17 protein-coding genes and 1 riboswitch are annotated in these 20,621 nt (G+C 41.1%); all 17 genes read left to right on the forward strand.

Annotated features, from left to right (window positions below; all coding sequences use genetic code 11):
- Positions 1-29: 29 nt before the first annotated feature.
- The 17 genes from MWU84_RS14890 (at position 30) to MWU84_RS14970 (ending at position 19,863) form a co-directional block, all read left to right on the forward strand.
- Positions 30-1,199 (forward strand): aminotransferase class I/II-fold pyridoxal phosphate-dependent enzyme, encoded by a 1,170-nt coding sequence (locus tag MWU84_RS14890; RefSeq protein ID WP_246902792.1) that lies wholly within the window; start codon positions 30-32, stop codon positions 1,197-1,199.
- Between the two features lie 94 nt (positions 1,200-1,293).
- Positions 1,294-1,704: an Rrf2 family transcriptional regulator gene (locus MWU84_RS14895; RefSeq protein ID WP_246902794.1), complete on the forward strand. Its 411-nt coding sequence runs from the start codon at positions 1,294-1,296 to the stop codon at positions 1,702-1,704.
- A gap of 220 nt (positions 1,705-1,924) precedes the next feature.
- A complete protein-coding gene (locus tag MWU84_RS14900) occupies positions 1,925-2,194 on the forward strand; it encodes a DUF2061 domain-containing protein (RefSeq protein ID WP_031445154.1) in 270 nt (89 codons plus the stop codon).
- Positions 2,195-2,232: 38 nt separating this feature from the next.
- Positions 2,233-2,856 (forward strand): phosphoadenosine phosphosulfate reductase family protein, encoded by a 624-nt coding sequence (locus MWU84_RS14905; protein ID WP_246902824.1) that lies wholly within the window; start codon positions 2,233-2,235, stop codon positions 2,854-2,856.
- Positions 2,857-2,986: 130 nt separating this feature from the next.
- On the forward strand, positions 2,987-3,877 hold the full coding sequence (gene cysD / locus MWU84_RS14910; protein ID WP_181938084.1) for a sulfate adenylyltransferase subunit CysD: 891 nt from the start codon (positions 2,987-2,989) through the stop codon (positions 3,875-3,877).
- A gap of 75 nt (positions 3,878-3,952) precedes the next feature.
- Entirely contained in the window at positions 3,953-5,200 is a 1,248-nt protein-coding gene (locus MWU84_RS14915; protein WP_246902797.1) for a GTP-binding protein, read from the forward strand.
- Between the two features lie 113 nt (positions 5,201-5,313).
- Positions 5,314-7,404 (forward strand): HEPN domain-containing protein, encoded by a 2,091-nt coding sequence (locus MWU84_RS14920; protein WP_246902799.1) that lies wholly within the window; start codon positions 5,314-5,316, stop codon positions 7,402-7,404.
- A 71-nt stretch (positions 7,405-7,475) separates the two neighbouring features.
- Positions 7,476-8,240, forward strand: a complete 765-nt coding sequence (gene cobA, locus MWU84_RS14925; RefSeq protein ID WP_031445149.1) for a uroporphyrinogen-III C-methyltransferase — start codon at positions 7,476-7,478, stop codon at positions 8,238-8,240.
- 78 nt (positions 8,241-8,318) lie between these two features.
- The gene (locus tag MWU84_RS14930) at positions 8,319-9,383 is read left to right on the forward strand and encodes an NAD(P)/FAD-dependent oxidoreductase (protein WP_246902801.1); all 1,065 of its coding nucleotides are present in this window, start codon (positions 8,319-8,321) and stop codon (positions 9,381-9,383) included.
- 171 nt (positions 9,384-9,554) lie between these two features.
- A riboswitch (SAM riboswitch) is annotated at positions 9,555-9,708 on the forward strand.
- 187 nt (positions 9,709-9,895) lie between these two features.
- Positions 9,896-10,909 (forward strand): homocysteine S-methyltransferase family protein, encoded by a 1,014-nt coding sequence (locus tag MWU84_RS14935; RefSeq protein ID WP_246902803.1) that lies wholly within the window; start codon positions 9,896-9,898, stop codon positions 10,907-10,909.
- Positions 10,906-11,847, forward strand: a complete 942-nt coding sequence (locus MWU84_RS14940; RefSeq protein ID WP_246902806.1) for a pyridoxal-phosphate dependent enzyme — start codon at positions 10,906-10,908, stop codon at positions 11,845-11,847. The genes MWU84_RS14935 and MWU84_RS14940 overlap by 4 nt, the downstream gene beginning before the upstream one ends.
- A 44-nt stretch (positions 11,848-11,891) precedes the next feature.
- Complete coding sequence (gene metH, locus MWU84_RS14945) at positions 11,892-14,606, forward strand: methionine synthase (protein ID WP_246902808.1); 2,715 nt, start codon at positions 11,892-11,894, stop codon at positions 14,604-14,606.
- Positions 14,607-15,070: 464 nt separating this feature from the next.
- Positions 15,071-16,024 (forward strand): methylenetetrahydrofolate reductase [NAD(P)H], encoded by a 954-nt coding sequence (metF, locus tag MWU84_RS14950; protein WP_246902811.1) that lies wholly within the window; start codon positions 15,071-15,073, stop codon positions 16,022-16,024.
- 114 nt (positions 16,025-16,138) lie between these two features.
- The gene (locus MWU84_RS14955; protein ID WP_031445142.1) at positions 16,139-17,236 is read left to right on the forward strand and encodes an acyloxyacyl hydrolase; all 1,098 of its coding nucleotides are present in this window, start codon (positions 16,139-16,141) and stop codon (positions 17,234-17,236) included.
- Between the two features lie 41 nt (positions 17,237-17,277).
- The gene (locus tag MWU84_RS14960) at positions 17,278-18,090 is read left to right on the forward strand and encodes a head GIN domain-containing protein (protein ID WP_246902813.1); all 813 of its coding nucleotides are present in this window, start codon (positions 17,278-17,280) and stop codon (positions 18,088-18,090) included.
- Between the two features lie 149 nt (positions 18,091-18,239).
- Positions 18,240-19,295 carry a serine hydrolase domain-containing protein gene (locus MWU84_RS14965; protein WP_246902815.1) on the forward strand — a complete coding sequence of 352 codons (1,056 nt, stop codon included), beginning with the start codon at positions 18,240-18,242 and terminating at the stop codon, positions 19,293-19,295.
- 211 nt (positions 19,296-19,506) lie between these two features.
- Complete coding sequence (locus MWU84_RS14970) at positions 19,507-19,863, forward strand: hypothetical protein (RefSeq protein ID WP_246902817.1); 357 nt, start codon at positions 19,507-19,509, stop codon at positions 19,861-19,863.
- The last annotated feature ends 758 nt before the right edge of the window (positions 19,864-20,621 follow it).

The raw sequence follows: 20,621 nt of genomic DNA on the forward strand, positions 1-20,621 counted from the left end.
CGATAAAAGAATTAGATAGATTGGAAATAATGAAGAAGAATTTTAAATTTGAAACTGAGGCAATCCGAACCCAAACGGAACGTACCCAATTTTTAGAGCATTCCACACCTATGTATTTAACCTCGAGTTTTATCTTCGAGAATGCGGAAGATATGCGTGCTTCCTTTGCGGAAGAAAAGGATCGAAATATTTATTCAAGATATAGCAACCCCAATTCCTCAGAGTTTATAGAAAAGGTATGTAAAATGGAAGGTGCCGAGGATGGTTTTGCATTTGCTTCAGGCATGTCGGCAGTGTTTTCCACATTTGCAGCTTTGTTGGATAGCGGGGATCATATTATTTCCTCAAGAAGTATATTTGGATCAACCCATAGTCTGTTTACGCAGTTTTTACCAAAATGGAATATTTCTACTAGCTATTTTAAAATAGATGAGCTGGATAAACTGGACCAATTGGTGACTTCGAAAACTAAAATTATTTACGCGGAAACCCCGACCAATCCAGGAGTAGATGTTTTGGACTTGGAAGAATTGGGTAAATTTGCCAAGAAACATAAGTTGATCTTTATCATTGATAATTGTTTTGCTTCCCCTTATTTACAGCAACCCATTAAGTTTGGGGCCGATTTGGTAATCCATTCCGGAACCAAATTAATGGACGGACAAGGGAGGGTTTTGGCCGGCATTACAGTAGGCAGCAAAGCACTGATAGATAAAGTCTATCGCTTTTCTAGGATTACGGGCCCTTCTTTGTCACCTTTCAATGCTTGGGTATTATCCAAAAGTTTGGAAACTTTGGCGCTCCGGGTAGATAAACATTGTGACAATGCTCTAAAACTGGCTGAATTCTTGGAAGGGCACCCAAAGGTTAATTGGGTAAAATATCCCTTTTTAAAATCACATCCCAAATATGAAGTGGCCAAAAAGCAGATGAAGGCCGGGGGCTGTGTAGTTGCCTTTGAAGTAAAGGGGGGTGTTGAGGCCGGACAGAAGTTCTTTAACGCTATTAAAATGTTGTCATTGTCTGCTAATTTAGGAGATTCCAGAAGTATTGTAACCCATCCGGCTTCCACAACACACAGTAAATTGTCGGTAGACGAGAGATTGGCATCCGGAATCACGGATGGTATGGTACGGGTTTCGGTAGGCTTGGAGCACATAGATGATATTGTGGCTGATATTGAACAAGCTCTTGGGTAGGGGGTTGCTGACTAGCTTTCAGTAATGCCAAAGCTGTTTTTGTAAAATTGTGCTAAGCCTTATTGCGAATGTTAATTTTCCTTATCTTCGCTGCATGCTTTCCAAAAAGACAAAATACGGATTAAAGGCGCTTACCTTCTTGGCGGCTCAAAAAGGACGTAGTCCTGTTCAGATTTCTGAAATTGCCAAGCATGAGAACATTTCCCAAAAGTTTTTGGAGAGTATTCTTCTTACTTTAAGAAAAACAGGACTTCTCGGTTCCAAAAAAGGAAAGGGAGGTGGCTACTACCTTATCAAGGAGCCCAAAGACATTCCCATGACGACAGTCATGAGAGTACTGGAAGGACCTATAGCCATGGTGCCCTGTGTAAGTTTGAACTTCTACGAAAAATGTGATGACTGCCCGGATGAGGCCAGCTGTTCCGTACATAAATTAATGTTGCAGGTCAGGGACAGTACCTTGGAGGTTTTTAGAAACAATACCCTTGCCGATCTGGTGCCTTAAAAATAATACTTTTTTCTCTGGAAAGTACTGTGGATTTTTGTGGTGATTTTATGGGATTGCCTTAATAATCTTCAATTTTCAAGGCAAATTTTTAATAATCTACTAAATTTATAGGGTAACTTAAATTTTAACTTAAATTTTCTATTGTGTTCTGCAAAATAATTCTATTTTTGCTTACTCTATTAAATCGATAGGGTAATAAATTTAAGTTTTTTGTCATATGATTGCTGAACAATTAATTGCAAATAATAATTCAAGTACTGTTACTAAGAGCTATAAGGCGGATAAGACTTCCGAAAATCCTAAAAGGAGTATTGCCAAATCTATTAGTTGGAGAATTATTGGAACCTTGGATACCATTCTTATATCATGGATCGTTACGGGGACTTTGTCAGTTGCATTTTCAATAGGGGTTGTAGAGTTGTTTACCAAAATGTTGTTGTATTTCTTTCATGAAAGAATCTGGAACAAGATTAATTGGGGAAAGTAAGAGAGGTAAAATTCAGGGAATTTAAAGAATCGGAGAAAATGGCATTTACGGAAGAAGAAATACACAAATTAAATCAACAATTTAAAGGGATTCCTCCAGAGGAAATAATTTCCTGGGCAATTCAATACGCTGAGAATCCGTTGGTCACTACAAATTTTAGGCCATATGAAGTTGCTATTTTACATGCGGTTACCGATGTAGCCCCTCATATTCCCGTAGTTTGGTGCGATACGGGTTACAATACGCCCAATACCTATAAGCATGCCGAGGAGCTAATTGCAAGACTACATTTGAATATTAAATTATATGTTCCCAAGCAAACTTCCTCACATAGGGATGCTGTCATGGGAATTCCTGGTATAGATGATCCCAGACATCAGCTCTTTACGGAGCAGGTAAAGTTGGAGCCGTTTAAAAGGGCAATGGAAGAGCATAAGCCAGATGTGTGGTTTACGAATTTAAGACAAGGCCAAACAGCTTTGAGGGATTCTTTGGATATTTTGAGTTTAAGTAGGGACGGAGTTTTGAAGGTTAGTCCATTTTATCACTATAGTGATAGTCAATTGGATGCTTACCTCAGGGACAGGAATTTGCCCAATGAGCATAAATATTTTGACCCTACCAAGGTTTTGGAAAATCGGGAATGTGGTCTGCATACCTAAGAAAAGAATATTAACAATTGGTAAATAATTCCTTTGGGGACTGCCAATTAAATACAGAATTATTGTGAGCATTGTAGAATCAGAATTGGAAACACTAGTAGGCGTGAACGAATCTAATGAATTGGAAGTATTGAATAATAATGCTTTGGAGAACGAAGCAATTTATATTTTAAGGGAGGTAGCGGCGCAGTTTGAAAAGCCAGTGTTGCTATTTTCGGGAGGTAAGGACTCCATTACTTTGGTAAGATTGGCACAGAAGGCCTTTTTTCCGGCTAAGATACCTTTTCCTCTAATGCATATAGATACCGGCCATAATTTTCCGGAGACTATTGCCTTTAGGGATAAGTTGGTCAAGGAATTGGGAGTGGAGTTAATTGTACGTAATGTTCAAGATTCCATAGATCAAGGAAAAGTAGTTGAGGAAACGGGTAAATACTCCAGTAGGAATATGTTGCAGACTACCACTTTGCTCGATGCCATAGAGGAATTTAAATTTGATGCCTGTATAGGTGGTGCAAGAAGGGATGAGGAAAAGGCACGCGCCAAAGAAAGAATATTCTCCGTTCGCGACGATTTTGGTCAGTGGGATGAGAAAAACCAGCGTCCAGAATTGTTCGATATGTTGAATGGTCAGATAGAACTGGGACAGAACGTAAGGGTTTTTCCAATCAGTAACTGGACGGAATTGGATGTTTGGAGCTATATCCAAAAAGAGGAAATAGAAATACCATCCATTTACTTTGCGCACAAGAGAAAGATATTCCTTAGGGACGGATTTATATGGTCTGCAGAAGATGATGTTGTTTTCCGTGCAGAAGATGAAAAAGTTGAGGAGCGCATGGTTCGTTTTAGGACTGTTGGGGATATGAGCTGTACCTCCGCAGTACTTTCCCACGCAGATACTATTGAGAAGGTGGTAGGGGAAATTAGGGAATCCAAAATTTCCGAAAGGGGAGCTAGGATAGATGATAAGCGTTCCGAAGCAGCAATGGAGAAAAGAAAACAACAAGGATACTTTTAAAGTCGGCATTTGAAGCTGGTTGACAATTAAAATAATGTCAACAAAATCTAACGCCAAATACAAAACACAAAAGAAATGGAAGTACTAAAAATAGCAACAGCAGGAAGTGTAGATGACGGTAAAAGTACCTTGATCGGAAGATTGCTTTACGATACCAAATCGCTGACCGATGATAAGTTGGAAGCCATTGAAAAAACATCGAAGCAGAAAGGATATGACTATCTGGATTTCTCGTTGGCCACAGATGGTTTGGTAGCGGAAAGGGAACAGGGAATAACTATAGATGTGGCGCATATCTATTTCTCTACGCCCAACAAGAGTTATATTATAGCGGATACTCCTGGTCACGTGGAGTATACCCGTAACATGGTTACCGGTGCCTCTACCTCCCAAGCGGCCATTATATTGATCGACGCTAGAAAAGGAGTGATAGAACAGACCAACAGACACTTTTTTATCAATAACCTATTGAGGATAAAGGATGTTATCGTTGCGATCAATAAAATGGATTTGGTCGATTATTCTGAGGACAGATATAATGAGATCAAGGCAGATTTTGAGCAATTGATGAGTAAGAGGGATTACCAAGATCAGAAAATAACTTTTATCCCGGTAAGTGCGCTTAAGGGAGACAATGTAGTAAACAGGTCGGAGAAAATGGCTTGGTACAAAGGGCAGACCCTCTTGGAGCATTTTGAGGAATTGGACAGAAAGGATATCTACAATGTAGGTACCCCAAGATTTCCGGTTCAGTATGTGATTCGCCCCAAAACCGATGAATTCCATGATTTTAGAGGATTTGCTGGAAAAGTGTATGGCGGTGAACTAAGTGTTGGGGATGAGGTAGTGGTGCTGCCATCGATGACCAGATCCAAGATCAAGGAAATTTATTTTTACGATAAGAAGTATAAAACAGCAACCAGACGTTCTTCAGTGACCATTACCTTGGAAGATGAGATCAATGTAAGTAGAGGGGATATGTTGGTGAAAGCGGGCGATTTGCCTACTATAGATAAGCAATTTACAGCGACGGTTTCATGGATGGATTCCCAAAACTTAACTGTGGGCGGTAAATATGTGGTGCAGCACGGTGTGAACAAGGTATTGGCCAAGGTCGAGAACATTCATCATAAAATTCATCCAGATTACTCAGGTATCGATACATCTATCAATGCTTTAGGTATGAACGATATAGCACAGGTTACTTTTAGATTGAACAAGCCAATTTTTTATGATTCTTTCAAGAATCATAGAACCAATGGCTCTTTTATCCTAATAGATAATCAGACCAATACAACAGCAGGGGTTGGGTTTATAAATTAAACCTGCTTCTGTCCCTTAAGGGATGATATTGTTGTCAATTTAACCTATTATTCCTATGGGATAAAGGTTTTTTAAAGAATTAATAATCATTTAGAATAAAAAATAGAAGTAGCATGCGGACTTTCAGAACAGAAGTGGAAAACCCGGTTGTAGAACAGGATATTATAGCATTGGAAGCTAAGATCCGTGAATTTCAAGGGGGTAGTTTGGACGAGGAAAAATTCCGTAGTCTGCGATTGGCCAGAGGAATATACGGTCAAAGACAACCCGGGGTCCAAATGATTCGTATTAAGTTGCCTTATGGGAAGGTTAGCTCACAACAGTTAAGAAGGATTTGTGATGTGTCTGAAGAATATTCTACAGGCCGACTTCATATTACTACCCGTCAGGATATTCAGATCCACTATGTGGACATTAACCGTACCCCGGAATTATGGGCCCAATTGGAGCAGGACGATATTACCATTAGGGAAGCTTGTGGTAATACGGTACGTAACGTAACGGCCAGTGAAACTGCCGGTATAGATGTCAAGGAACCTTTTGATGTTTCTCCATATGCCCATGCATTGTTCCAGTACTTTTTAAGAAACCCAATAAGTCAGGAGATGGGAAGGAAATTTAAGGTTTCCTTTTCTGCCTCGGATGATGACACGGGTCTGTCCTACATGCACGACCTTGGCTTTATTGCCAAGATTGAAAATGGAGTAAGAGGCTTTAAGGTGCTTTTGGGTGGTGGATTGGGATCGCAGCCCCGCCATGCTGATGTAATCTACTCTTTTCTGCCTACAGACCAGATTATTCCTTTGATGGAAGGTGTGGTACGTGTTTTTGACCGTTTTGGAGAAAGAAAAAGTAGGGCAAAGGCAAGAATGAAATTCTTGCTTAAGGATATTGGCTTGGACGGATTTAAGCAATTGTTGGAAGAGGAGCAGTTGGCAATCCCTGTCCAAACTTATGCAATAGACGCTGATGCCTACCCAGCCGTAAATATTGCCGTGATAGATGCTCCTGAAGTAACTATTAAGGACCAGAAAGCCTTTGAAAAATGGAAGGCCACAAACTTGGTTCCTCAAAAACAGCAAGGATATGTTGCCATTGGGGTGAAGGTACTATTGGGTGATTTTTATATAGAAAAGGCCAGACAGTTGGCTGATCTAGTAGAGAAATATGCTGCAAGTGAAATTCGGTTGAGCCTGCGTCAAAATATATTGATTCCTTACGTTAAGGAATCCTTGGTGCCCTTCTTTTATCAAGAATTGGAAAAATTGGGATTCGCTGAAGTTGGATACAATACGGCATTGGACATTACTGCCTGCCCTGGTACGGATACCTGTAATTTGGGTATTGCCAGTAGTACAGGGATTGCTGATGAATTGGAAAGGGTAATTAAAGCAGAATACCCACACTATATAGATAACCCGGATGTGGTTATTAAAATAAGTGGATGTATGAACGCCTGTGGCCAGCACAATATGGCCAATATTGGTTTTCAGGGAATGTCCGTGAGAACAAAGGATAAATTGGTAGCCCCTGCACTTCAAGTGCTTTTGGGAGGTGGTAATTTAGGAGATGGAAATGGCCGCTTTGCAGATAAGGTTATTAAGATACCTAGTAAGAGGGGACCTGAATCTTTGAGACTTATTTTAAATGATTACGATGCAAACGGGAATGGAAAGCCTTTTGTAGAATATTACGAGGAAAAGGGTCAAATGTATTTCTATGATTTTCTAAAGCCCTTGTCAGATGTTGACAACCTAACGGCATCCGATTTTATTGATTGGGGAACCTCGGAAAAATATGAACAAGCCATAGGTATAGGAGAATGTGCCGGGGTGGTAATAGATTTAATAGCCACTTTGTTGTTTGACAGTGAGGAAAAGATTGAAACGGCAAAACTGAATTTGGAAGAGGAGAAATGGGCAGCCAGTATTTATCATTCCTATTCATCAATGGTAAATACGGCCAAGGCCTTGTTGACTGCCGAAAATACCAAGGTAAATACGCATATCAGTATTATAAAGGATTTTGATGAGTTGTTTGTGGCGTCCGGGAAGTTTAAATTGGATCAAAGCTTTGAAAAAATGGTACTTCAATTAAATCAGAATGCGCCTACCGAAGCCTTTGCAAAAGCTTATTTAAAGGATGCCGAAGAGTTTTTGGCCAATGTAGAGGCTTATAGAAAATTAGAATTGACAAACGTATAACAATGATTAATAAGGTAAATGATATTCACGTTGATGCCACAGTGGTAATTCCTGATTCCAATCAGGAATCCATGAGCCATGGACAGTTAACCGTAGTAGGTGCTGGACCAGGCGATGTGGAGCTGATAACGCTAAAGGCCATAAAGGCCTTGCAGGCGGCAGACGTGGTACTGTACGACGCCCTTGTGGACGTAGCCTTATTGGAGTATGCGCCTAATGCCGAACATATTTTTGTTGGGAAGAGGAAAGGATGCTACGCTTATCAGCAGGAGCAGATAAACGATCTTATTGTTAGCAGGGCCAAAACCCATGGGCATGTAGTCCGATTAAAAGGCGGGGATCCCTTTGTTTTTGGTAGAGGAGCAGAAGAAATGGAATATGCGGCCAGTAAGGGTGTGAAAGTGGCCATGGTGCCCGGAATTTCTTCTTCGGTTGCCGTACCGGCATCCCAAAACATTCCCGTTACCAAAAGAGGTGCAGCGGAAAGTTTTTGGGTAATCACCGGGACTACCAAAGAGCATAAGTTGTCCACAGATGTTGCCTTGGCAGCTAAATCCAATGCCACAATAGTCATTTTGATGGGGATGGGAAAACTAGCGGAGATCGTAGAGCTTTTTAAACTGGAGGGTAAGGCAGATATGCCAATTGCAATAATTCAAAACGGTACTCGTGAGGACGAAAAGTTGGGTATTGGCACCATAGATACCATTGAACAAATCGTGGTCGAGCGCCAATTGAGCAACCCGGCGATTATAGTGGTGGGAGAAGTTGTAAAACACAGATCGGCGGTATTGAATTATGCCCAAACATTAGAAGTACACCCACAGGTGTTATAAATAATAAAGAAAAGTACCTATCTAAAATAGTTTAGGATTTAAGGGTACAATTATAAATTAGGAATTAATCAAAGTAGTATGATAAAGACAGATATACTTATTATTGGAGCGGGTCCAACAGGGTTGTTCACGGTTTTTGAAGCGGGATTGTTGAAATTGAAGACGCATCTTATAGATGCCTTGCCTCAACCTGGGGGTCAATGTTCAGAAATTTATCCTAAGAAGCCTATTTATGATATTCCAGCATTCCCTGAAATTCTAGCCGGAGATTTGGTTAAGAACCTGATGCAACAAATTCAGCCTTTCGAACCTGGGTTCACTTTGGGCGAGAGGGCGGAAACTTTGGATAAGTTGGATGACGGCTCCTTTGTGGTAACCACCAACAAAGGAACAAAACATCATGCGCCGGTTGTTGTTATCGCTGGGGGATTGGGGTCATTTGAGCCTAGAAAGCCTTTGATACCCAATTTGGTAGATTTTGAAGACAAGGGTGTAGCTTATATCATAAAAGACCCAGAGATATATAGGGATAAAAAAGTGGTTATCTCCGGAGGTGGAGATTCTGCCTTGGATTGGGCTATATTCCTGTCCGACGTGGCTGCCGAAGTATCTTTGGTGCACAGAAGAAATGAATTTAGGGGAGCTTTGGATTCCGTAGAAAAAGCTGCCGATTTGGCCAAGTTGGGCAAGATAAAATTGTTTACCGAAGCCGAAGTGGTTAAATTGTACGGAGATGATAATTTGGAAGCTGTTGTGGTAAAACACAATGATGAGGCCAAAGGCGAAACCTATGTGGAAGCGGATAATTTTATTCCTCTTTTCGGTCTTTCTCCAAAATTGGGACCTATAGGAGACTGGGGACTTGAAATAGAGAAAAATGCTATCAAAGTGAATAATGCCTACGATTATCAGACCAATATTCCTGGCGTTTACGCCATTGGGGATGTAAACACCTATCCTGGGAAACTTAAATTGATATTATCAGGATTCCATGAAGCTGCCGTGATGTGTCAGAGTGCATACCAGTTGATCAACCCTGGAAAGCGTTACGTAATGAAATATACCACTGTTGGAGGGGTAGAAGGATTTGACGGTAGCAAGAAGGAAGCTAAAAAAGAAGTAGTTCAGAGTATTTTAGCATAATTACCATTTAAGATTAGTCAAGTAACCTGTCAGGTTCCTCAACCTGGCAGGTTTCATTTTTGCAAAATTCTCCTGAAATTGAATTTCTGGGAGTAATAAAATAAAGTAGCGTTTCCTTGCTTATAAAGGCCCTGATGCGTTACTTTGCAGTCAGTTCATTATAAATTTGAAACGTTATCAAGAAAGGCGGAGGGACTAGACCCGATGAAGCCTTAGCAACCCTTTTTCTTTGTCGATAACTATCGGGAAGAATAAAGAAGGTGCTACGTTCTAATCCTAAATTTTATTCTATTTAGTTAGAATTTCATTTGGGAATAGATAACAAAAAGAAAGACGCTTGTCCGAAACTTTCCCTTACTTGATTTTGTTTTTTTTAGAAACCGACAACCATGTCGTTAGACTTTGTTTTTCGGGTGTCAATTATTTAATTTTGTGCTCTCAAGTAATTTGGGACTATATGTACTAGTATCATGGTTTGCTCCTTTATGGATCAAACATTTTTATAAAGTAATATGAAGAATATTCAAGACGTACTCAAGGAAAGGATTTTAGTGTTGGATGGCGCCATGGGAACCATGCTTCAGCGATATAAATTTACGGAAGAAGATTTTAGGGGAGAACGATTTAAGGATTGGGAACATCCCTTACAGGGAAATAATGACCTATTGTCCCTTACCCAGCCGGAAGCTATAGCCGAGGTACACCGTCTGTATTTTGCAGCTGGGGCCGACATAGTTGAAACCAATACTTTTTCCGGCACTACCATTGCTATGGCAGACTATCATATGGAGGATTTGGTCTATGAATTAAACTATGAGTCGGCAAAAATAGCCAAGGCTGTTGCGGATGAATTTACGGCCAAGGAACCCAATAAGCCACGCTTCGTTGCTGGGAGTATTGGGCCTACCAATAAAACGGCCAGTATGTCCCCAGATGTAAATGATCCCGGTTTCAGAGGAGTTTCTTTTGATGAATTACGCGTGGCTTATAAACAGCAGGTGGAGGCCCTCTTGGACGGAGGTGTGGATATCTTATTGGTAGAGACTATTTTTGATACCTTAAATGCCAAGGCTGCTTTATTTGCCATTGAAGAGGTAAAGGAAGAAAGAAATATAGATGTCCCCATTATGGTGAGCGGTACTATAACCGATGCTTCCGGTAGAACCTTATCCGGCCAAACCGCTGAAGCCTTTTTGATATCCATAAGCCATATACCCATTTTGTCCGTAGGATTCAACTGTGCCTTGGGAGCTAGTCAGTTAGTGCCCCATTTAGAGGTGCTCTCCAGTAAAACGGAGCATGCCGTTTCTGCACATCCCAATGCGGGATTGCCAAATGCTTTTGGGGAATATGATGAAACACCGGAGGAAATGGCGGCACAGATAAAGGAATATGCCGAAAAAGGCTTGGTAAATATAGTTGGCGGATGTTGTGGCACCACTCCCGAACATATAAAGGCAATGGCCGATGTGGTTAAGGATTATTCCCCTAGAATTCTAAATACCTTAGAAGCGCATAACCAATGATACCTAGCAAGCAGATTGTTATTGAAGCTGGGAATAGGGTTGCACCCTTTGTTCATAGAACACCGGTGCTCACTTCCCGCTTACTCAATGAAATGGCAGGGGCAGAGGTTTTCTTTAAATGCGAGAACCTTCAAAAAATGGGTGCTTTTAAAATGCGGGGCGCTATCAATGCCATTCAACAATTAAGTGAGGCCCAAAAAAAGGCAGGTGTGGTAACCCATTCATCCGGAAATTTTGGTCAGGCCTTGGCTTTGGCGGCCAAGAATTTAGGGGTGAATGCCTATATAGTAATGCCATCCAGTGCCCCGGCCGTAAAAATTGAGGCAGTGAAATCTTATGGAGGGTTGGTTACCATTACGGAGCCTACCTTGGAGGCCAGGGAAAAATCGGCAGCAAACATAGTTGCGGAAAAGGGAGCTGTATTTTTACATCCATCCAATGACCTGAATGTAATTGTGGGGCAAGGTACAGCGGCATTGGAACTATTCCAGGATCAACCAGGTTTGGAGTATGTTATGAGCCCGGTAGGTGGGGGTGGACTTATTGCCGGTACGGCATTGGCAGCCCATTATTTAGGGAACAATTGCAGGGTTATAGGTGGTGAGCCAATGGAAGTGGATGACGCTTATAGAGCTTTTAAGAGTGGGAAAATAGAGTACAATACATCAACAGACACCATTGCGGACGGACTTAAAACTAACTTAGGGGATATAAATTTCCCGATTATCATGGAATTGGTCTCTGATATAATAAGAGTGGAGGAGGGTGAAATTGTCAATGCCATGAAATTGATTTGGGAGCGGATGAAGTTGGTAATAGAACCGTCAAGTGCGGTGCCTTTTGCTGCCTTATTAAAGGAAAGGGAAAAGTTTAAAAATAAAAAGGTGGGGATCATACTCTCAGGAGGCAATGTGGAACTATCAAATTTGCCATTTTAAAGACACAGTTTGGTGTTTTTAATGTCGAGGTCAATATAAAAATAATGAGCAATACAACGGATAAGGAACAACATAGTACAAAACGGTTTTTAAAACTCTCCGGTTTGGAACCTTTGGTGATTACCCCAGAAAGCAATTTTGTAAATGTAGGGGAGCGTACCAATGTGGCTGGTTCCAAAAAATTTCTTCGACTCATCAAGGAGGAGAAGTTTGAAGAGGCATTGGATATAGCTCGCGAACAGGTAGAAGGCGGGGCTCAGATCATTGATGTAAATATGGACGATGGTCTTATTGATGGCAAAGAGGTTATGGTAAAGTTTTTAAACCTTATTGTGGCCGAACCGGATATTGCCCGGGTCCCTATCATGATAGATAGCTCTAAATGGGAGATCATAGAAGCAGGTCTACAGGTAGTCCAGGGAAAATGTGTAGTGAATTCCATAAGTCTCAAAGAGGGGGAGGAAGAGTTTATTAAACACGCCAAATTAATTAGGCGTTACGGGGCTGCGGTCATTGTAATGGCCTTTGATGAGGTAGGGCAGGCAGATAATTATGAAAGGCGCTTGGAAATATCCAAACGATCCTATGATATTTTGGTGAATAAGGTTGGGTTCCCGCCAGAGGATATAATCTTTGATCTAAATATTTTCCCCGTGGCCACTGGAATGGACGAGCATAAGTTGAACGCGCTCGACTTTATAAAGGCAACTGCATGGGTAAAGGAAAATTTGCCTTTTTGTAGTGTTAGTGGAGGGGTAAGTAATGTGTCCTTTAGCTTTAGGGGGAATAATCCTGTAAGGGAGGCAATGCACTCCGTGTTTCTTTATCACGCCATAAAGGCGGGGATGAATATGGGAATTGTAAACCCGAGTATGTTGGAGGTCTACGATGATATTCCCAAGGACCTTTTGGAGCATGTAGAGGATGTAATCCTCAACCGAAGGGAAGATGCCACGGAGCGATTATTGGATTTTGCAGAAACCGTAATTGGTAAGGAGAAGGAAAATAAGATAGATCTTTCCTGGAGGGAAGAACCCTTACAAAATAGGATTACCCGTGCCTTGGTCAAGGGAATAGATCAATATATTGTAGAGGATGTAGAAGCGGCCCGTTTAAGTGTTAAAGCACCTATAGAAGTGATCGAAGGGCATTTGATGACCGGAATGAACGTGGTAGGGGATCTTTTTCAAAGTGGTAAGATGTTCTTACCCCAGGTGGTAAAATCGGCCCGGGTCATGAAAAAGGCCGTTGCCTACCTATTGCCTTTCATTGAAGAGGAAAAACTTAAGAATCCACTTCCTGAAGGAAGCAGCTCGTCTGCGGGAAAAATACTCATGGCTACCGTAAAAGGGGATGTGCACGATATTGGCAAAAATATTGTAAGTGTGGTCCTTGCCTGTAATAACTACGAGATAGTAGATTTGGGGGTAATGGTTCCCCCAGAGAAGATTATTAATGCCGCCAAGGAGGAAAAAGTGGATATTATAGGGCTGAGCGGTCTTATAACCCCATCCCTGGATGAAATGGTCTTTTTGGCCAAGGAAATGCAGCGACAAAATTTTACCATTCCCTTGCTAATCGGGGGTGCTACCACCAGTAAGGCACATACGGCGGTTAAAATAGACCCTCAGTATAAAAGTGCAGTGGTGCACGTAAATGATGCTTCAAGAGCGGTTACAGTGGTGGGCGACCTTCTGCAAAAGGAATCGTCCAATAAGTATAAGGAAAATATTAAATTGGACTATGCCGACTTTAGGCAAAAATTCCTGAATAGGGGCAAGCACAAAGAATATTTAACCCTTGAAGCGGCAAGAAAAAATAAATATCAATTGGATTGGTCAAAGGCCGAAATTGTAAAGCCTAAGACCTTGGGTATCGAAATGATTGAGGATTTTGACCTTAACGAATTGGTGCCTTATATAGATTGGTCCCCTTTCTTTAGAAGTTGGGAACTGCATGGCAAGTATCCGGATATTTTAGAAGACGAGGTAGTTGGCAAACAGGCAACCGAGCTTTTTGCAGATGCCAAGGCAATGATGAAGAAGATTTTGGATGGTAAGCTGTTCCAAGCAAAAGCCATTTATGGGTTATTTCCCGCCAATACGATTAATGATGATGATATAGCCCTTATCCATAACGGGGAAGAATATATTTTCAGGACTTTGCGCCAACAGGCCAAAAAATATGTGGGGAAACCTAATTTTGCACTGTCTGATTTTATTGCCCCCAAAGAAAGTGGTCTGCAGGATTATATTGGTTGTTTTTGTGTGTCTACCGGCTTTGGAACAGATGAACTGGCAGATGGTTACCGCAAAAATTTGGACGATTATAACAGCATAATGGTCAAGGCACTCGCAGATCGTTTTGCCGAGGCGTTTGCAGAGTATTTGCACAAGGAGGTAAGGATCGACCATTGGGGTTATGCAGCTAATGAAGGACTTAGCAATGAGGAGCTGATCAAGGAATCCTACGTTGGTATTAGGCCTGCGCCTGGTTATCCTGCCTGTCCGGACCACTTGGAAAAGTTAACGTTGTGGGAATTGATGGAAGTGAAGGAAAAGATTGGGGTAGAATTGACAGATAGTTTGGCCATGTGGCCTGCGGCCAGTGTAAGTGGTTATTATTTTGGCAACCCAGAAGCTCGGTATTTTGGGGTAGGTAAAATAAAGGAAGACCAAGTGGCCGACTTTGCAGCAAGGAAAGGGATGTCCTTGGAAGAGGCAACCCGATGGTTGGCACCCAATATAGCCGATGATTAGGGGCCTGCAAGGTTGTTGTTTTGTCCTGCAAGGTTGTTGTTTTGTCCTGCAAGGTTGTTGTTTTGTCCTGCAAGGTTTTTTTTAACCTTGTAGGTCTGGATGTAGTGGGTTGGTGTCTAATATTGCGGATGATTGGGACCTGCATGGTTGTTGTTTAGACCTGCAAGGTTTCCAAAACCTTGTAGGTCTTGGCCTCGAAAGAAGAAGAAAGAATAGGTAAAGTTGGGTTGAAGTTGGATATTCCTTGCAGCAGGGATAGGAACGATATCTTTTTTATGACTTTGGAATAAAAAAATTAAGTGGATAGCCCGGCCACAAACCGACGGAAAGGAGTGTTTGTGGGCTGCCATAATAAAATAGAATAGAAAATAAGAATTAGGAATAGCCCATTTGTAGGGAACTAAATAAAATAATAGCTAATGTGCCTTTTCTAAAGAATAAGGAAGAGGATAGAGGGAGAAATTATGAAAGTAACGGAACACATAAAAAAAGCAGAGGGAAAGACATTGTTCTCCTTCGAGATTATACCACCGGTCAAAGGAAGAAGTATTCAGGAATTATACGATAATATTGACCCCTTAATGGAGTTTAAACCACCTTTCATTGACGTAACCACTTCTAGGGAGGAGTACGTTTACATAGATAGGGATGGTTTGTTGGATAAAAGATTGACCCGTATGAGACCCGGAACTGTAGGTATTTGTGCCTCTATACAGCACAAATACGGAGTTGATACCGTACCACACGTGCTTTGTGGTGGTTTCACCAAGGAAGAGACCGAATATGTGTTGGTGGATTGTCAATATTTGGGTATCCAAAATGTGATGGCCCTACGTGGGGATGCACGTAAGGAGGAACAGTATTTTAATCCTACCAAGGGCGGACATGCCTATGCTTCTGAACTGGTAAAACAGATCCAAGCCTTAAATCACGGTAATTATTTACATGACAAGGTAGAGACGGTCCATAGTGCCGATTTTTGTATCGGCGTTGCTGGGTATCCGGAAAAGCACTTAGAGGCACCATCCTTGATTACGGATTTGAAAAGGTTACAGGAAAAGGTAGAAGCTGGGGCCGATTATGTGGTGACACAAATGTTTTTTGATAATCAGAAGTTTTTCGAGTTTGTAGAGGCTGCGAAGAAAATGGGAATAAATGTGCCAATTATTCCCGGGATTAAGCCCATTGCGGTTAAGCGGCATTTGCAATTATTGCCACAGGTCTTTAAAATAGACCTGCCACAGGACTTGATAGATGCGGTGGACGATTGTTCCACTAATGCGGACGTACGTCAGGTAGGTATAGAGTGGGCCATTCAGCAATCCAAGGAACTGAAGGCGGCAGGGGTGCCCGTATTGCACTATTATTCCATGGGCAAATCCGATAATATTGAGGCTATTGCCAAAGAGCTTTTCTAAAAAGACCTCTGGCCCATTATTGCAGAATTAATTTTCTTGGGTACTGGAGAAGTGTAGCCAGCATTGTCAATATTTAGAAAACCTATTTTTAATTTTTCATTACATTTGCTCCCCATGAACCTAAGGCTATTTCTTATAGGCTGTCTGTCGACAGCTTTTTGCTTTTCACAAAATCCGAAAGAAACCAAGAGGTACACTTTGGATGTTAGTCAATACTATGGTTCGGTGCTCTTGCACAATACTGATATTTCACATTTGATCACCAATCATCCCGGTGGTATTATCCTGGGATACAATAGGAAGACTTATGGGGATGAGGAATGGCAGCAACTCTACAATTATCCGGATACGGGCTTTTCGTTCGTTTATCAGAATATGAACAACAGTACTTTGGGGGAGAATTATGGCCTATATGCCCATTACAATTTTTATTTTTTTAGAAGAAACCTTCAGTTTAGGTTGGGGCAGGGCATTGCCTATAACACCAACCCTTTTGATAAGAACGAAAATTTTAGGAACAACGCTTATGGTTCCCATTTTTTGAGTTCAACCTATTTGATGTTGAACTATCACAAGGAAAATTTGTTCAAAGGCTTGGGGCTCAAGGCCGGGATATCCCTGATACATTACTCCAATGCCAATGTTACCGCACCCAACACCTCTACCAATACCATGGCCCTCAATGTTGGCTTGACCTATGATCTGGATGGTGGCCGGGAAGAGGAATATATTAGAACCGAAAAATTGAAGGTTTCAGAGCCTATTAAACTTAATCTGGCCTTTAGGTCCGGTATAAATGAGAGTGATGTAGTGGATTCTGGCCAATATGCTTTTTATATTTTTTCTGCCTATGTAGACAAGCGCTTTACTAGAAGAAGTGCCCTGCAGCTGGGTACGGATGTGTATTTTTCCAACTTTTTAAAGGAACTTATACGCTATCAGTCGGTAGCCTTTCCTGAATATGGGGTACAACCGGATGATGATTATAAACGTGTTGGCGTGTTTTTGGGCCATGAATTGTTTATTAATAAAATGTCGGTTATTGCCCAGTTGGGTTACTATGTGTACTATCCTTTCGATTTTGAAGGAAAGGTTTATAATAGAATTGGCTTGAAGCGATATTTTTCGGATAAGGTCTATGGGGCGATAAGTTTAAAATCGCATGGTGCAAAAGCGGAAGCTGTGGAATTCGGGGTTGGAGTTAGGCTTTAGAGTTTATTAATTGAACAGATATGCTGCTCAAATGATATAATATGATGAACTATTTTATTTTGAAGATAAGATTGGGGTGGAGGAGCTCTGCGACAAACGGTGCTAGAATTGGCCTGCTCTTGGCAATACTGTTGGTGTTTGTGAACTGCAATAGTGAGAATGCGCCCGATTGTTTTCAGAATGCGGGGGACATTATAAGAGAAATTGTGGAAGTGCCCAACTTTAACAAGATTACGGTCTATGAGAATGTGCAATTGACATTACGGCAGGGTAGTCCCTTAAAGGTAGAAGTGGAAACAGGGGAGTATTTGCGGAACGAAATTGAGGTGTTGGTCGAGGCAGACCGACTTTTATTGCGCGATACCAATGATTGTAATTTTACAAGAAAATACGGACTTACCAAGGTTTATGTTACGGCTCCCAATATTACGGAAATTAGAAGTAGTACCGGGCTCGATGTCCTTAGTGATGGTGTGTTGTCCTATCCCAGTTTAAACCTTATTTCAGAGAGCTTTAACGACCCCGATGCTGGCTATACCAGCGGGGAGTTTAATTTGGAGTTGGACACCCAAAGTTTGGCCATTGTTTCCAATGGAATTTCGTACTATAATTTAAGGGGCCAAACCCTTAATTTTAGTATTGTTTTTGCCTCAGGGGACTCCCGTTTGGAGGCCGAGGCCCTAATGGCGGATAACATTAGCTTTAACCATAGGGGTTCCAATGATATGCGCTTAAGTCCGCAGGAATCGCTTAAAGGCACTTTGCGGGGTACTGGAGATGTGGTCAGTTTTAATAGACCGGCCGTTGTGGAGGTTGAGCAATTGTATAAAGGAGAACTTATTTTCAGTGAGTAAGTAGGTATTTTTTTGATCTGAAATTGCAGGTTTTGCTGTTAGTGTAGTTAATTCCCAAGAGTTGGCAGAAGAGATCTCCAAGTAAGGCTCCAAACAGGAAAGCCTTAATATTAATCCATAGCAACCCCATGAATCCCATTCTAAAATATTTGAAGAATTTTTTTGCATCCCGCAGGGTAATCGTTGGTGATAAGGAATTATTGGGCAAGATCCAAGCGGATCAAATTTTGCAGAAGCTGGTTGATGATAATCGAGTTCCAGGCCTCGCCATTACTGTTCGCAAAAACAATGAGATATACTTTGAGAAAGGTTATGGATTTGCAGATGTTGAACATCAATCGCCCATAGACCCCCAAAATACGATCTTCAGGGTTGCCAGTGTATCCAAACCCATAGCAGCGGCTGCCTTGGCAAAAATGGTGGAGGAGGGGCTGTTGGACCTAGATACTTCCATTTATAAATACATTCCCTATTTTCCAAAAAAAGAGTTCGATTTTACGCTACGCCAATTAGCTGGACATACGGCGGGAATTAGGGGTTATCGAGGCGGGGAATATGGCCTAAACAAGCCGATGGGTATAAGGGAGTCGCTTTCCCTTTTCAGGGATGACGACCTTCTTTTTGAACCCGGAAAGGGATTTCAGTATACCAGTTTCGACTGGGTATTGATTTCTTTGGCCATGCAGGAGGTAAGTAGTATGCCCTTTGCGGATTATGTTCGGGAAAGAATCTTAAAGCCCAATGGTTTAAAAAACACCTTCCCGGAAGTTCCTGGTGACCTTCCTCCAAATTGTGCTACTTTTTATTCTAGGGGCAGATTAGGGTTTAGGAAGGCTATCCAAGTTAATAATTCATACAAATTGGCCGGAGGGGGCTATTTGTCCACGTCCTCTGATATAGCTCGTTTTGGGCAGGTTTACTTGGATTCCAAGTTTAGGGAGAATAAAATTCAATCCCAATTTCTCACCTCTGGGGTCATAAATGGTACTCCAACCTATTACGGACTTGGGTGGCAGGTTACCCAAGATAGGTTGGGCAGGAACTATTATGGCCATGTGGGAAATGGAGTTGGGGGCTATGCCGTATTTTATGTGTATCCGGAACAGGATATGGTTTTCTCTATTTTGATGAACTGTACCAATCCTGGAGTATTGGACACCTTGGAAGAGGTTATTGAACTTTTTCTTGGAGAGGTCGTTGCATAACTACTTTTGCGTAAAACCCTTATAGATTACTCAATATATTTAGGATTGACCCGTTTATATAGTACAATTTTTAATAATAGAGAAAAACTGATTTTCTATTAAATTGTTAGGTCTAAAATACCGATATTTAAGACTTGGAACAAATTAAGAAAAGAAGATTAGGTATTTTAAGAGATCCTAAAGGGAAACTAAATTGAAGAACAATTTATCGATGAAAAAAGATGTAATACCCTTGTTGTTGGCCATAGTTTTGGTTCTTATTTCCATAGGAATGAATTTATTTATGAATATTGAACTTGATGGAGCATTATACATAGGGATTGGTTGGCTAAGCGTTGCATCATTTTTTTACTTTGTGGATAAGAGGATTTATTTGTTCGCTTTTGGCGCAACTTTATTGGCTGGATTATTTAGTTTGATCGATATATATTATGTTTCACTAAAGTTCCAAATTGGCTTCTTTTTGGTAAATCCAATTTTTATCCTTTTAATTTTTGGCTTTATTTTTCTCAATTGGGATGGGATAAAAACGCTATTGGCTGAGGTGCCAAAATTAAGGGGTAAGTAATACTCTTTGTAGTCCTAATATTTTCAACTGGACCTTTACTCCCTAGTATTTCTGATTGAGTATTCTAAAAAGGAATCAAGTATATTTAATAAGTTTCCGATATTGTTATATATGGTAGTTGTTCCTGCTATTTGATACCTTTTTATTCAATTTGGATAGCCTTGAAAATTAATGGGGTCATCCTCAAAATGGGTGTGAGTTAGAAAAAGATAATATAAATTATCGCAGTATTCGTGTCCTGTTCATTTTTTGCATCGCCCAAAAAATGACCAGGGCCGAATAACCAAGGTGCCGTGCATCTTGGTTAGAAGGAGCCAGCTGTAGCAAGGCCTACGCTGATTTTAAATTTCTTTAAGTCTACACACTTTCCACGGCCGCACCGCCCAGGCCGCTTTCACTTGGGTGAAATGCTCTATGGACGCCTGCCTGGCGGAAGACAGGGCTTCCGCCGCCTAATGCGAAAACCACTTGATTTAAGACGAAATCGAAGATTCACGAAAACCTATAAAAAACAACAATAACCACTTAAGTAAATTGAAAATAGGCCGGTACTTTGTTACGTTTATCCAATAGTGTCGATAGATCATTGTTTTTTATCGAATACCACCATAAATTGCCTTAGAAGTTTGTTGTTGGATCGGTCTTCTTCCGTGGTGGAGATGACATGGCCGTAAAGAATTATTGAAGCCTTGGAAATAATTTAGGCCATGGCATCGGTCCTTAAAATCCCGAGATTTTAGGGACCACATAGTGAAGAA

The sequence above is a fragment of the Arenibacter sp. F20364 genome (assembly GCF_023015905.1).
In the GTDB taxonomy this organism is placed as follows: Bacteria; Bacteroidota; Bacteroidia; order Flavobacteriales; family Flavobacteriaceae; genus Arenibacter.